Here is a 14,480-nt window from a genome sequence, read left to right on the forward strand (position 1 = left end):
TTGCAGTCCTTTTTTGAGGGCAAAATTTTATAACTAAAAGTCAGTTCGCCATTGACCCACGAACTGATGTACCGAGCGGGTCAGGGAAACATTTTTTATGAGCAAAACGCAGCAACGCGAACTGCCGGCATTTGATTGGGACCGGGCAGACAACAAAGGGTTTGGTAGTGGCTATTCGGTTGAAGAACATAACCGGATGTTGGAAATGTACGACAACACGTTGTCGGAGGTTAAAGAGAAAGAAGTAGTAATGGGAACCGTCGTTGGGATAACGGATCGGGAAGTATTACTCAACATCGGTTTCAAATCGGATGGTTTGGTTCCAGCTTCTGAGTTCCGGGATATGCCGGACCTGAAGATGGGTGATGAAATTGAAGTTTACGTAGAAAATCAGGAAGACCCGAACGGCCAGCTGGTTCTTTCGCGTAAGAAAGCGAAAGTGATTACCGCATGGCAGAAAATTCAACGTGCGCTTGATGAAGACCTCGTTATCGATGGCTTTGTGAAACGCCGGACGAAAGGTGGTCTTATTGTTGATATTTTCAGCATTGAGGCTTTCTTGCCAGGTTCGCAAATCGATGTGAAGCCAATTCGTGACTTCGACATCTTTGTTGGTAAGAAAATGGAGGTTAAAGTCGTCAAGATCAATTATGCTAACGATAACGTAGTCGTTTCGCACAAAGTCCTGATCGAGAAAGACCTCGAAGCGCAACGTGCTCAAATCCTGAACAACCTTGAAAAAGGTCAGGTATTGGAAGGTGTTATTAAAAACATGACCAACTTCGGTGTATTCATCGATCTTGGTGGTGTAGATGGTCTGTTGCACATCACGGATATTTCGTGGGGTCGTATCAGCCACCCATCTGAAGTTCTGCACCTCGACCAGAAAGTTAACGTAGTTGTTCTTGACTTTGATGAAGACAAGAAGCGTATCTCTTTGGGCATGAAGCAACTTCAGGCTCATCCTTGGGATGCTCTGGCCGAAGACATTCAGGTTGGTTCGAAAGTGAAAGGCAAAATTGTAAACGTTGCCGATTACGGTGCATTCCTCGAAATCCAACCAGGCGTAGAAGGCTTGATCCACGTTTCAGAAATGTCGTGGTCGCAGCACCTGCGTAACCCACAGGAATTCCTGAAAGTTGGCGATGAAGTAGAAGCCGTTGTGCTGACACTTGATCGTGCCGATCGCAAAATGTCGTTAGGTATCAAACAACTGACCGAAGATCCTTGGACTCGTCCAGAACTGCGTACGAAATACGCTGTTGGTACGAAACATAAAGGTGTTGTTCGTAACCTAACCAACTTCGGCCTGTTCCTTGAACTGGAAGAAGGTATCGATGGTCTGGTACACGTGTCTGATTTGTCTTGGACCAAGAAAATCAAACATCCTTCGGATTTCATCAAAGTTGGTGAAGACCTCGAAGTTGTTGTTCTGGAGCTTGACGTTGACAACCGTCGTCTGGCCCTGGGTCACAAACAACTGGAAGAGAACCCATGGGATACGTTTGAAAGCGTATTTGCCGTTGGTACCGTTCACCGTTGCACGATCCTGAGCAAAAACGATAAGATGGCCACGCTCGAACTGCCTTATGGCATCGAAGGCTTCTCGTCGCTGAAGAACCTGGGTAAAGAAGACGGTACGTTTGCCGAAGTTGGCGAAACGCTCGACTTTAAAGTAACGGAGTTCTCGAAAGAAGAAAAACGGATTATGCTCTCGCACACGAAAACGTGGCAGGAGAAAAATGAGCCAGTTAAAGAACAGAAAGCACCGAAAGCCGCAGCAAAAACTGCTTCGGCACCGGCGCAGGCTGAGCGTGGTGCTACCTTAGGTGATCTTGATGCATTAGCTGCATTGAAAGAGCAACTGGAAGGTCGTAACTAAGCCAAATAGGCTCTAAAAGATAAAATGCCCCTGGACTTTTTAGTTTAGGGGCATTTTTTTGTGATTGGCTATTCTACATTACAGATAAAATCGTATGTTTGCACTCCCGAATCCAGGACCTGTCCTGAATTTGGATTTTATAAGGTTCCGTGGCCGAGTGGCTAGGCAGTGGTCTGCAAAACCTCGTACAGCGGTTCGAATCCGCTCGGAACCTCACCCTAGCTTACCGGAGTTGACAAGTTTAATAGCAAATAACTGCTAAACAGCTTGTTAACTCCTTTTTTGTTGACATAACCTTACAAATATTTGTAACATATTGTAAGGTAAATCCGTCACCTAATCCGACACCGGCTTAGTTTTTATTGTAGTTTTGGTTTGAACAGACCACAACAGATATGAAGACTATAACCGATAAATCGATCAAATTCCTACTCAAGGACAATAAAGCCGACCGGCCAACCTTGATTTATCTGGTTTTCCGCTACGACAATAAGCGATTTATTTCATCAACAGGGCAAACTATCGAGCCCTATCAATGGGACGCCCAGCGGCAAAGAGCCATCGTCGATGCTAGGCTTATCAAGAATAAGCGGGAACGTGAGTCGAATGAAACTATTAATGCTCACCTCGAGCGTCACCGATCGGCTTTACTAAAGGTCCTCAATTCCCTTCAGTTGGCTCAAGTCTCCTTGAGTAATGAGGTAATCATGCAGCACCTAGATAATGCACTAGGGCGAAAGAAAAAGGCATCGGAGGAACAGGCTAAGCCAATTACCTTTTTGGGGTACATTGATCAGTTCGTTGAGGATGCCACAAGTGGCAAGCGGCTCAACAGTAAATCGCACCGGTACGCACCAATCACAATCAAGGGCTTCTCTAAACTCAAGCGTACACTAGAGCGCTATAATAAGGCCACAGCCCAAGGCGTCAACTATGATGATTTCACCATTGACTATTATCACAAACTCAAAGCCTGGCTAACCGATCGAGGCCTGACATTAAACTACATCGGCGCTTTGTTGAAGGAGTTCAAATTATTGCTTAAGCAGTCCCATTACGAAGGCCTACATACAAATACAGTTTTTCAGCACCGGGATTTCAGGCGATTAGTAGAGGAGGTAGATAACGTATACCTATCGAGCCAGGAGCTTGCCTTACTCAGTAAATACGACCTGGCTAATAACAATCGACTTGATCGAATTCGGGATCTATTTCTCATTGGCTGCTACACTGGTCTACGTTTTTCTGATTTCTCTGAGTTAAGGCCCGAGAATATTACCCACAATGGCCAAATATTGACACGTAAGACGCTTAAAACGGGTGAGCGTGTTTCTATACCCCTGAACCCCGTTATACTCTCTATTCTCAAGAAATACGATGGTGTGCCTCCACGAACTATCACTAACCAGCGTATGAATAACTATCTGAAAGAGCTTTGTCAGCTGGCTGGCTTTACAGAGCGGGTTGAGGTGGGGCGAACAAAAGGCGGTTTGCGGCAAACTAGAGTACTTGAAAAATGGGAGTTAGTAACAACCCATACCGCCCGGCGCTCATTTGCTACTAATGCTTATTTGGCTGGTGTGCCTACTGTATCCATCATGAAGATAACCGGCCACAAATCGGAATCCGTATTCCTGAAGTACATCAAAATCTCATCTGAGCAAAATGCGCTACTCATGTTAGGGCATACCCATTTCCAATAGCACTATTTTACCCTTCCTTTTTTGTGTGAATCAGCCTCAATTTCGATAGGATGGCATAAAGCTGGAGTGATGCATATATTCAATTTTGTTGTATTTAAGCCTCATTTAGCCTTATTAAACAATTATTTACAATAAAATTGCAAATAATTCGTACCTAAATAGCGTAAAAAACAATTATTTAGCCTTACTTTACAACAATACTAAAACATTAGCTTTTGTTGCTATGGTAGGAACGCCCCAAATTTTTATACAGGTTACTCCAGAACAATTCGAGCAAATACTGGATGATCGGCTGGATAAGGCCCTCAGTAAGTATTTTTCAGAATTTGCGTCAGACCTGAAAGAGTCTGATCTGCCAGAAATGGCCACACCTAAACAGGTTTGCGAATACCTAAAGCTAACGCGCCAGACACTTGCCATCTGGTCGAAAGATTCCAACGAAGGTCCTGCTAAACTAGTACCCCTTCGGTTTGGTCGAGCTGTGCGTTACAGAAGGCAGGACGTGCTTAAGGCAGGCAAAGAGTATCGTCGATTTAAGGAATAGAGGATCAGTGAAAGGATATGTATCATTTCTGATACAGTAGAAAACCACACTATCTAACCCAAATCGACCATAACTCCAGCGGAATGAGCACGGCATTAACCTACTTAGCCAGCCTGGAAATGGCTGAAAAGCGACGTAAGCACCCAAACGTACCTGATCGCTTCCGGGTGCAATCAAAATTCGTCGTAAAAGACGCTAACAATCTTACCCAGGCCGTAAAACGCTGCCTGGAGTTGCATGACTGCTACGTAACTAGGGTACAATCACAAGGCCAGTGGAACCAGTCACTCGGCCGATTCACTCGGTCAACCACTACTAAAGGTACGGCCGATTTACACGCCGTCGTCGAGGGTCGACACGTTTCGATTGAGATTAAATGGGGTAAAGACAAGCTGAGTGCTGCCCAGCAAAAAACGGCGGATCAAGTCAATGCTGCCGGTGGATTGTATTTGGTGGTAAAGGACTATGATACCTTCTGGAGTTGGTTTAATGAATATGCTCCGGATCTGATCAGAAAAATAGGAGGTGAACCAGTATGAGCCAGAAAAAGCTAAACCCGAACACCTCCCTAAATGGAATTCAGCCGCCCGAAGTTACGGATAAGCCTAAGTCACCACAAGTTGAGGTTGAGTGCCTTAAACAACACATGGTTGCGCTTGGCGATGAGGTCAACAAAATGCCAGATCCCGCCATTGATAAGTCTGGGCCCATAGATTATAGAGCGCTAGGCGAATCGTTGCGAATTTTTCCGGATGAGGAAATTGTCAAACCACAAGTCTGCCTTTCCATACAGCAGGATGATCGAACGGATACCTGGGCAACGCTGGGCAACTTCTCGCTTATTATTGGTAAGACTAAAAGTCGAAAAACATTTGCTGTTAGCATTGCAGTTGCTGCAGCTCTACGTCGTGATTTAACCTTAGGCCGATTTATGAGCTCATTCGACGAGGATAAACGGAATGTCCTCTATTTCGATACTGAGCAGGGCCGCTACCATGCTCTTAAGGTGGTCAAGCGAATTTGCCGACTGGCTGAACAGCCTTCGCCCACTAACCTCTTCGTCTATCCGCTACGCTCCTTATCAACGCAACAACGATTAGGTTTTATTAGGTGGCATATCTACAATACGGACAATGTAGGCTTGGTGGTAATTGATGGTATTCGGGACACGATAGTCGATATCAATGATAATGCTGAAGCTACTGAGCGAACGGATGACCTAATGCGATGGTCGGCGGAACTCGGCGTGCATATCATCACGGTATTGCATATGAACAAGGGCAATGACCACGCCAGGGGAACAATTGGCACTGAGCTTCAAAATAAGGCCGAATCAATAATTACAATCGTCGTTGATCCAAATGACAAAAGCTTATCTGTAGTTACCGCTGAGGACACCCGAGAGAGAAAGTTTGAGCCGTTCGCCTTCTCGATCGACGAGACCGGCTTGCCTTATCTGGTCGATGGTGCGATAACGGCGGCAAGTATACCGTCAAGAGCCAAAAAGCCGACGGTAGATACTATGAAACCTCAGGACGTAGCTGCTATCGTCAGGCGAGCTTTTTCAAATGATGAATACTTAAGATATGCCCAGTTGAGAACCAACATCGTTGAAGCGTCGGAATTTATTGGTATTCCTCTGGCAAAGTCGAGATCTGAGGAATTTATCCGTCGGGTCGAAACTCTTGGCTACATAAACAAACTCCGAGCCCCATCCCATCGATATGATGTCTATAAAGTCAACCTTCAAAACCTACCACTTTAACTGTACTAAAAAGTACTGTACTATAAGCCCTATTTATATAGGGGCTTATTAGTACAATTAGTACAGTGTACTAAGATAGTTAAGTTAGGACAGTTAGGACAGTTAGGACAGTTGAAGATTATATGAAATTCAAGCCTCTACTCTTCGCTATCAATACCCCTGATTAGGGTGATTAGGGTAGTTGATAAAATCAATGCCCCAGTTCAACGATTCGATGTCTACGAAAACAGCCTATAAATCTTAAAACACTACATTTTGACTGTCTAAAATGAGGAGTAGCCTTCTAAGACAGTCAGGGTGATTGAATACTATGGTAACCTCCGCATTACGCTATCAGCTGCCTAAGAAAGCAGTCAAATCGGATTGCCCGGATTGCGGACCAAAGCACCGGCGGACGCTCAGCCGGTACGTTGATACCCGAACCAATGAGCCGCTACCTGAACCCTATGGCCGTTGCGATCGGGAAAGCAATTGTGGCTATCACCTTTCCCCCTATTACAAAGGGGCATCCGGCATTAGTTATGCCGATCATGTTTATGAGCAGTGGAAAGTGGATAACTCAACAGACCTACGTCCAGTAGGCTCCTCAATTAGTAAGTATCGAGCACATTCTATGAATAACCCTCAGCCTAAAGTAGCCCCTATTCACTGTATTCCTAATGATGTATTTGCCTCGACCGTTGGTCTTTATGAACGCAATCAACTGGCCATACTTCTGCAGGAACATTTCGGCGCGAAAGTATCCCAGGAATTACTAAGCCGGTTCCAGATCGGCACGTCGGCCTATTGGCCTGGCGCCTGCGTATTCTGGCTGAAGGATGAGCGGGGGCGCATACGAGGAGGTCAGGTAGTTCTGTTCGATTCTACTGGCCACACAGCAAAGCGGACAGGACCGGATGGTAAAAGTAAGCGCTGTACGAGTTGGGTTCATACCGCATTGGCCACTCGTTACGATCAGAATAAGCTGCCACGCCCGGCGTGGTTAACCGACTACATCGATAACGCCAATAAGTTTCCAATCCCCTTTGGGTTGAATCAACTCCTGATGGCTGAAAAGGGTCAGGCAGTAGCAATCGTCGAGAGTCCAAAAACGGCTATCATTTGTACGCCTTACTTCCCGGAATTTATCTGGATGGCCATTGGTGGCCTTTCCTATCTGAACAGTGAAAGGTTATCACCATTGAGAGCTCGTAAACTCGTCCTCTTTCCTGATGCCTCAGCCGAGGGCCGGGCGTTTGAGCAGTGGTGGAATCGAGCCGAGCAGCTACGCGGACAGGGCTTTAGTGTAACCGTGTCGGATTACCTGGAGAAGCTAGCCACCGATGAGGAGAAGTTAGCTGGCTTGGATCTGGCAGATTATCTATTAGAGCAATGGAAAGGCTACCCGCCTGACTGGGATACTACTGAGAAAGGGGTAGATCAGTCGACGGGGAGTGCTCAATAACAATGATAGGTTTTGATGATTCGCCACTGTCTAACTTCATGGGTGGACGTACCCGTCCTTCCGTGCGATCGAGCACAATTTTAATGGCATCGATATCGCCAGCCATACAGCGCACCATTAATTGAGCCGCGATAACCGCATTAAATGTTTGTTCGCCTTGGGTTGAGTAAAGACTTTGATAGAAAAATGGCCGATTACCTTCTGAGCGGCCAATGATTGTTATTTCCAAGTCTTCCCAATCGTTACCCAACTCCTGGAGTATTTGCGAGATAAGATTACGGTTTTTGGGCGGCCGTCCCTTTGGGTTCCCGGATTGCCCTTTTTCATAACTATGAAGTATTCCCCCATTTCGGCCTTTTCGATCCATTATTTGTTTAGTTGGTTCGCTAGTTCATTTGGATTTGCGGAATATGAGGCTGCCTATCGTGGTAATGATCCATAGCCAGGAAAAGGAAAATTACAATAATGAACCTTCTACTGAAATACTTTACACTGTTATTCCGCGCAAACCGAGCCTGCCTGTACAATTTGGAGTCAAATCTAGCAATTGCTCAACCGTTAGGAGAATAGGGCTTAGGGTTGTTGATAAATGTTGACATTTTAGACTGACTCAGCCGAAAATTCTCTTCCCGTCAACATCGAATTTGGCAAACTCGAACCCCAAAATCTGAGGTTTTCTGAGGTTCCCATCGACAAATACTGCCAAGCGAGGAGGGCAAAACCCTACCAAGCCCTACTTTTTAACCTTGATAGTGTTCTGCCTCAGCACGCAGTGGATAACCATCGAGCCAGAGATTAGTAGCAAACTGCAATTCGTCCTGAGTAATCTCATTGGCTTCATAGTAACGAATATGATTTTGCAATACCAAGTCCATTGTATGCCAACGCTCTTCATCCGTGGTGTTAAGCACCTGGTCGATTTCCTTAAGTAATTCAAGTTGTAGGGCCGCATTCTGGGCAAATTCCGGATTGATTAGATCTGAATTTGAATTCATATTTGATATAGTTGATCCTGAATAAGTTAGGTAAATTTTTCGTATTTTCATAGTACCACTTCACTATCAAAAGTGAGGTTTAGTTATCACTTTTTACCAGCACAATATGTACATCTTAACATTACCAAGCGGATCTGTTTCGCTCTATGATTCTCCCTATAAACTACCCGAAAGTCAGCGCGTAGAATACGATTATTACAGCCTGATTCACTCGGCTATTGGATCAGGTATTGAGGATATTGATCGGCACTTCGAGTTAATGGCGGGGTTAGTAGTAGCCGAGCCAGAAGATCAATTAATGGCTATTAATAATTTACGTTATCTGCTAGCCAATCTGCTGGGCAAGCAAATCGCCCCCAACATTTTAGCCCTATGCTGTTTGGTTGAGTCGGTCAATGGTACTACCTGGGACGATTATTCTCCGGAAGGAGTAGAACAGTTGGCTGGACGGCTAAGTGAGTTGGGTGTCTGCCAGGAGCATACCGTAGGTATCAGCGCTCTTTACGAAAACATACTCAAGCCTCTTCAGCGTCAATACCCGAATCATTTCCCCAATACGCAGCATGAAGCCGATCTACGCTTACACAAGGCGCTGTTGTTTGAGGCTGATGAGCTACTCCAGCCCGATGATCCGACCTTAGATTTTCGTCGAAAGGATATTGAACTCGAAAATGTAGAAGCGATTAAGCCCCCCCCTCATGGTAGGCTCAGGCAATCGTCCTGATCTGATTCGGGAGTGCTATCGAGGTAATTTAATTGCCCTCCAGTTGGAAGGCCTGCCAGTAAGTGAGTCTACCTCGTCATTTTCATTCTGGGGCTACATTGAGGCTTTAGAGCGAAGATATCGCCAGCAAAAAGCGAGTGATCAAGAATAGACTATATAAACTGTTATTTTCTCATTGATGGTAGTGTCTCAGTTTGGAAAGCAAAGGGCCGGGAAAGATTAAGTTCAGCCGGGAGTGTGGCCTTCATTGCCGTTTACCATAAGTAGCACACTCTGACGGGCGGCTAACAGGGAATAGCAATAGCGGTAAGTTCTAAACGGCTATTCCGACTTACTATTAGTTACCACTTTTCAGGCTGGGACACCACCTCACTAATCACAAAAGTTTATTATGGAACAACCCATAGGATTCAAAGACCTGGCCGATTATGATGGTATCATGAAATCGCTGGCCAACCTCAGCACTGCAAGCCAAAAACTTGGGGAAAATTCTGAGGCTACCATTGACGGCATAAAAAAGGCATTAACGACCTTAATGGGCGTAATGGGTAAGTATCAAGCCCAATTGCAGACGCTGCGGGATTCGTCTGAAGCGCCCAAAATGGTAGCCGGTTTTGTAGAAACGGCAACGGCCATCCGTGCTAATAATACCCTTCTTGCGCAACATAAGACCGCGGTCGACAGCAACAATCGGGTAATTGATCAAATGCAGTCCCGACTTTCGGCGCTCCAAAAGGAGTATGACAAACTAGATTTGTCGCAAAAGCAGGACATTCAACGAAAGAAAGAAATTGAACGGGAGTTAGTCCAAAATACCCGTGCCATTAATGCGCTGGCCTCAGCGACCAACAGTGCGGCCCGAACGGTGAAGGCCGCCGAAGGTTCGAATAATGCCCTAAAACAGTCAGTAGCTGCCCTAAAAAACGAGTTGAATGCGATGCCAGATGCCTACAAAAAAGGCACCGGAGAAATCAACGAACAGAACAAAGCAGCTGTAAAACTTAATGCTCAATATCAAGAGCAGGTAACTCTGTTGGGTAAAATCGAAAAAGGTCAGCAGATCCATAATCGCAATGTCGGAAATTACCCGAAAGGGAGCGGTGCGCTAAATGCCTTGGGGGATCTAACCGGCCTTGGTGGTATGGCGTCAGCCGCTGGGATCGGCGCTGTGATCGCGTCGGCGGGGGGGGCAGTACTGGAAATTGGACAGCAGTATGAGAAGCTCAATCTGTTAACTGAAAACGCCCTAAACAACAACAAGAAAGCGGCCGTCGAAGCCAATGCTATTATTCGGGATTTTGCTGATCATAGTCCACTGGAAATGGACAAAGTTACCGAGGCCTTTAATCGGCTCGTTGACATCGGGATTATTCCAACGAAAGAGCAATTGACCGAGATATCGGACATGGCGATTTCTAAGAATAAGGACATTACCGACTACGTCGAACTGATTGCTGATGCTCAACAAGGCCAGTTCGACCGATTGGCTGAATTCTCAATCAATGCTACAAAATCGGGCGACAAGGTAATATTTACCTATAAGGGCGTTCGTACTGAAGTCGCCAACAACAGTAAGGCAATTTCCGATTACCTGATCGGTTTGGGTAAGGTTCAGGGAACCATGGGCGCGACTGAAAAACTAGCTCAGACATTTTCGGGCCGGTGGTCAACCCTAAAGGATACAACCAAAGGAATTGCCAGTGACCTCTATCAAACTTTCCTGCCTGCTCTAAATGGAGTTCTTGGTGCGTTGAATTGGGGTATCGGTATCGTCGGTGGATTCGTCAAGGGACTAAAGCAAATGGCCCAGGAGCAGGGCATATTAACGACAATTTTCAAGTTTGTTGCCAGTCCACTTGCCGCAACAACTGAAGCTTACCAGGCACGAGCACGTGCGCCCAAGGCTGCTGATCCCAACCAAACCCCTGAACTTGACAAGTTACGTAAACAGCAGGAAGCTCAGAATAAAATCAACGATGCCAATCGCAAGCAGGCCGAAGCTGAGGAAAAGGCTAAAAAGGATGCCGATAAGATTCTAAACGAGAAGCTATCTAATAGTAAGGCTGCTAATGATCAGTTATTGGCCAGTAATGAAGCGGCTCAACAGGATGGCCTTATTTCGGAGCGGGATTTTATTAAACAGCGCCAGAAAATTACCATCGATGGGATAAATGAACGCCAGGCTATTTTGACCAAAGCAGGCAAAAAGGAGACAGACGACTATAAAAAGCTGAATACTGAACGATTGGATGCCCAGACCCAATACAAACGGGATCTATTGAAGCTGAACTTAGCCGATAGTAAATCCGATGCCTCCAAAGCCATTGCCGGTTTGGGTCGGGATCGAGAAGATGGGACAATAACGGATCTTGCTTACATCGAAGCTAAACGTGGTATTTTGGTTGCTTCTCTGAATGAACAAAAGCAGATCTTGCAGCAGGCTGGCCAGGGACAAAGTCAATTAGCTAAGGACATTGATCAACAGTTATTGGAGGTTGATCGGGACTACTTCCGGGATAAGTTGAAGCTACTAAAAACTGGCTGGAAGGAGGAATTAGACCTTACCCGAGAAGAACTCAAGGCGATTAATGAGAATGCTGCTTCTGAGTATGATGAGGCCTTAGTCAAAATCAATCAGTTCTATAACGAAAAGCGTAAACTGGTTAGACGTGACATCGATGCGGGGAAAATCTCTGATATTGAAGGAGGTCAACTCTTAGGTAGATTGGATATTCAGGAGTTGCAAGACCAAATCAAGGCGGCTCAGGTTGCCTATGACAAAGATCAGTTTAACAGTAATATATTGACTGAGTCGAAAATTAAACAGCTGGAAAAATACAAAGCTGCTGCTGCTGGAAATGCTAAAGAGGTTGCTGCCTATGATGAGCAGATTGCAGCCCTCAAAAAGGCAAGAGAGCAGGATGCAGTTAATGATACAATTGCATTAAATAAGAAGAAGGCTGACAATACTATTGCTCAATCAAATAGGGCAGATGCCAATGATGAAGAGAATACTAAGAAACAGAAGGCTAGGAGACAGCAGCTTACTGATACAGCTATTGAGATTGGCCGAACTTTAGTTGATGGTTTATTTGACAACCAGCAACAGGAAACCCAAAACAAGTTAACTCAACTTGATCGCCAGAAAGCGAGTGAATTGGCCGCGGTTCAAGATAATGAAGCGGCTAAAGCAGCAATTGAGGCTAAGTATACAGCGCAAAAAAATCAATTGATGCACCAGCAGGATGTCGCTAATAGGAATAAAGCCATTTTCGATATAGTCATCAATACGGCCGTTGCTGTTTCCAAAGTTATTGCCAATCCAATATTGGCAGCTTTAGTGGGTGCTCTAGGTGCCGTTCAGCTGGGTCTAGTGATGAGCCGACAACTCCCACAATATTTCGCAGGGAAAAATATTGATGGGATTACGAATGACAGCTATGCGGGCCCAGCTATTGCGGGGGAGCGCGGTCGTGAGCTATGGCAACATGATGGCCGTATTGATCTGGTCGATAAACCATCGTTGATCAACGTTGGGCGTAATGATGTAATTCTGCCCAACTATATGACGGAACACATCTTGCAATCAAACGCAATTGTTAGCCGGTCAGGAGCGCAGGCCCAGATAGGTAGTCGGCTCGTCGAGGCTCGGGATCAACATCAGGGTCGCCAGTTTGCCAGGGCGATTTCATTAGATCGTAATTCTATTTCGGTATTAGCCAAGGCAATCGGGGAAGCCAACAAAAATCTTCCTTTCAATCACACTACGTTTGATGCCCATGGAGTTGCTACCTATATTCAGGAGGCAAACAGCCGTCGGCTCATTCAGCAGAATAAGCACCGGTTAGGCAATAAGCCGGGGAGGTGATCCTTTAGGTTACTATTAACCTTATTCATGGCCAGCCAATACTTGTAGAAGTGGCTGGCCTTCTTTATTTCGATTAATAACAAAAAACGGAGCGAAGTCTATCACCAGGGATAACCCTGAAAATTAGGTGAGTCTTTTCGCGCGCATAGCATTTGATGTCAAAAAAACCTTCCTCGATTGGGTAGGGTGTAATTAGATTCTAAATTTCCCTGTTAATTCCCTGTTCTGAGGATGTTGCCTAACTGGGATAGGAAGCAACTGAAGATTTTTTCGGAGTCATTTTCTTGCGCGCGGGAAAGAGCGCGCCTGTTATTCGCCTGTTCTCAGGCGGACGTGTCACTTTCTAGTGAGGAAAAGAGTACCAAACCAGGAGGGGATAGAGATAGATCAATCGGGGGTGAAAACTTTTCAAGTTGAGTTTTGGAGCTATAAATATGGAGTTACGTTTACTGATTATCCCAAATGAAAATGCCCAGATACTAATCTGGGCATCAGCTATCACTAGGAAAGGCATCCTAATTGTTGAGTAGTTTCTTTTTCTGTTGATCGTACTCAGCTTGAGTCAATGCCCCTGCATCTAAAAGCTGTTTTAGCTTTAACAGCTCATCCGCTACAGAAACGGTTGAGGAGGTTGCTTGTGGTCGAGCCCCTACCATGGTATGGTTGATTGCTACAATTTCACCTACATCAATAGCCGATTGTATGTCAACAGAATAGTTGTAGGCTCCAGTAGGATTTATTACAGCAAATACCTTTTCACCCGTGTTTTTATCCTTCTGTACTTTAAAGAATTTAACGATCACAAATTTGCCAGCATAACGACTATCAAGGCTCATTGCCCTGAGGCCAACGATATAATTGGCCGGCTGCTCTATGTAAGCAAAAAGGCCACCATTCATTGATCCCTTACCCAGATAGAGCGTGTCTCCTGGAGATATCTCATAGTTACCTACGGAAATCGTTTTGTCAAATCGTTTTCCAGGAATTTGACTGTAAGAGGCTTTGTAGCATAGAAGCATCAGCAAGATTAAGTAGAGGTGTGTTTTCATAAAATGCGTTTTGTCACAAAGGGTGGTAATTAATGCAACTACTAACAGAGATAATTAATTTGTCAGGCAAAACAACAAATAAACAAACAGTTAATTATATAGCTAATTGGACAATTAACTAAATGGTTGTTGGGTAGGTCAGCGGAAAGGGAAATAATTCGTCGTTTAAAAGAAAAATCAGTCTCACAAACTCAGCTTAAATGTGAGATTTCGAGTTTGATTAGTGAGACGACATTTTGAGACTTTATCTAATGTAGTAAGAATTTATCTGGATGATAGCTGGATTTATCTCAAGAATAGGGCGTTTGCTGATTCAGTATTTAACTCGAATCTTTATCCTTTAGCGAGTATATCGTTCACTTTTGCAACAGAGTTAAAATGACATCAGCCGCAGCAAAGTTTCTTACGACAATTCTGATTATAGCGTGGGCAGCAACCGTCGCTAACGCGCAAGGCAACTCATCAAATCCCATTTTAGTGCGGGTGGGTAAGCTCTATGATAGCGA

The 14,480-nt window shown here is 45.0% G+C and carries 11 protein-coding genes and 1 tRNA gene; 9 read left to right on the forward strand and 3 right to left on the reverse strand.

The genetic code is table 11. The features are described from left to right. The first annotated feature begins 97 nt into the window (after window positions 1–97). From rpsA to H3H32_RS31975, 7 genes are all read left to right on the forward strand, one after another. The gene (rpsA, locus tag H3H32_RS31945) at window positions 98–1,882 is read left to right on the forward strand and encodes a 30S ribosomal protein S1 (RefSeq protein ID WP_182459778.1); all 1,785 of its coding nucleotides are present in this window, start codon (window positions 98–100) and stop codon (window positions 1,880–1,882) included. A gap of 143 nt (window positions 1,883–2,025) precedes the next feature. Next, window positions 2,026–2,096: transfer RNA gene (locus tag H3H32_RS31950), tRNA-Cys, on the forward strand. A gap of 181 nt (window positions 2,097–2,277) precedes the next feature. After that, window positions 2,278–3,585: a site-specific integrase gene (locus tag H3H32_RS31955; protein ID WP_182459779.1), complete on the forward strand. Its 1,308-nt coding sequence runs from the start codon at window positions 2,278–2,280 to the stop codon at window positions 3,583–3,585. Window positions 3,586–3,808: 223 nt separating this feature from the next. Further along, complete coding sequence (locus H3H32_RS31960) at window positions 3,809–4,129, forward strand: helix-turn-helix transcriptional regulator (protein WP_182459780.1); 321 nt, start codon at window positions 3,809–3,811, stop codon at window positions 4,127–4,129. Between the two features lie 83 nt (window positions 4,130–4,212). Next, window positions 4,213–4,668 (forward strand): hypothetical protein, encoded by a 456-nt coding sequence (locus tag H3H32_RS31965; protein ID WP_182459781.1) that lies wholly within the window; start codon window positions 4,213–4,215, stop codon window positions 4,666–4,668. Further along, a complete protein-coding gene (locus H3H32_RS31970) occupies window positions 4,665–5,894 on the forward strand; it encodes an AAA family ATPase (protein ID WP_182459782.1) in 1,230 nt (409 codons plus the stop codon). Before H3H32_RS31965 ends, H3H32_RS31970 begins: the two co-directional genes overlap by 4 nt. 310 nt (window positions 5,895–6,204) lie before the next feature. Further along, a complete protein-coding gene (locus H3H32_RS31975) occupies window positions 6,205–7,338 on the forward strand; it encodes a DUF6371 domain-containing protein (protein ID WP_182459783.1) in 1,134 nt (377 codons plus the stop codon). Here H3H32_RS31975 and H3H32_RS31980 read toward each other — a convergent pair. Together H3H32_RS31980 and H3H32_RS31985 are read right to left on the reverse strand one after the other, a co-directional pair. Further along, entirely contained in the window at window positions 7,295–7,705 is a 411-nt protein-coding gene (locus H3H32_RS31980; RefSeq protein ID WP_182459784.1) for a DUF5681 domain-containing protein, read from the reverse strand. The genes H3H32_RS31975 and H3H32_RS31980 overlap by 44 nt on opposite strands. Before the next feature lie 373 nt (window positions 7,706–8,078). Further along, the gene (locus tag H3H32_RS31985) at window positions 8,079–8,333 is read right to left on the reverse strand and encodes a hypothetical protein (RefSeq protein ID WP_182459785.1); all 255 of its coding nucleotides are present in this window, start codon (window positions 8,331–8,333) and stop codon (window positions 8,079–8,081) included. Window positions 8,334–8,439: 106 nt separating this feature from the next. Between H3H32_RS31985 and H3H32_RS31990 the strand changes: the two genes are divergently transcribed. Both H3H32_RS31990 and H3H32_RS31995 read left to right on the forward strand, forming a co-directional pair. After that, window positions 8,440–9,057: a hypothetical protein gene (locus tag H3H32_RS31990; RefSeq protein WP_182459786.1), complete on the forward strand. Its 618-nt coding sequence runs from the start codon at window positions 8,440–8,442 to the stop codon at window positions 9,055–9,057. 391 nt (window positions 9,058–9,448) lie between these two features. Continuing rightward, a complete protein-coding gene (locus tag H3H32_RS31995; RefSeq protein ID WP_182459787.1) occupies window positions 9,449–12,925 on the forward strand; it encodes a tape measure protein in 3,477 nt (1,158 codons plus the stop codon). Window positions 12,926–13,440: 515 nt separating this feature from the next. Here the strand turns inward: H3H32_RS31995 and H3H32_RS32000 are convergent. After that, on the reverse strand, window positions 13,441–13,974 hold the full coding sequence (locus tag H3H32_RS32000; protein ID WP_220472575.1) for an SHOCT domain-containing protein: 534 nt from the start codon (window positions 13,972–13,974) through the stop codon (window positions 13,441–13,443). Window positions 13,975–14,480: the final 506 nt, after the last annotated feature.

The sequence above is a fragment of the Spirosoma foliorum genome (genome assembly GCF_014117325.1).
Lineage (GTDB): Bacteria > Bacteroidota > Bacteroidia > Cytophagales > Spirosomataceae > Spirosoma > Spirosoma foliorum.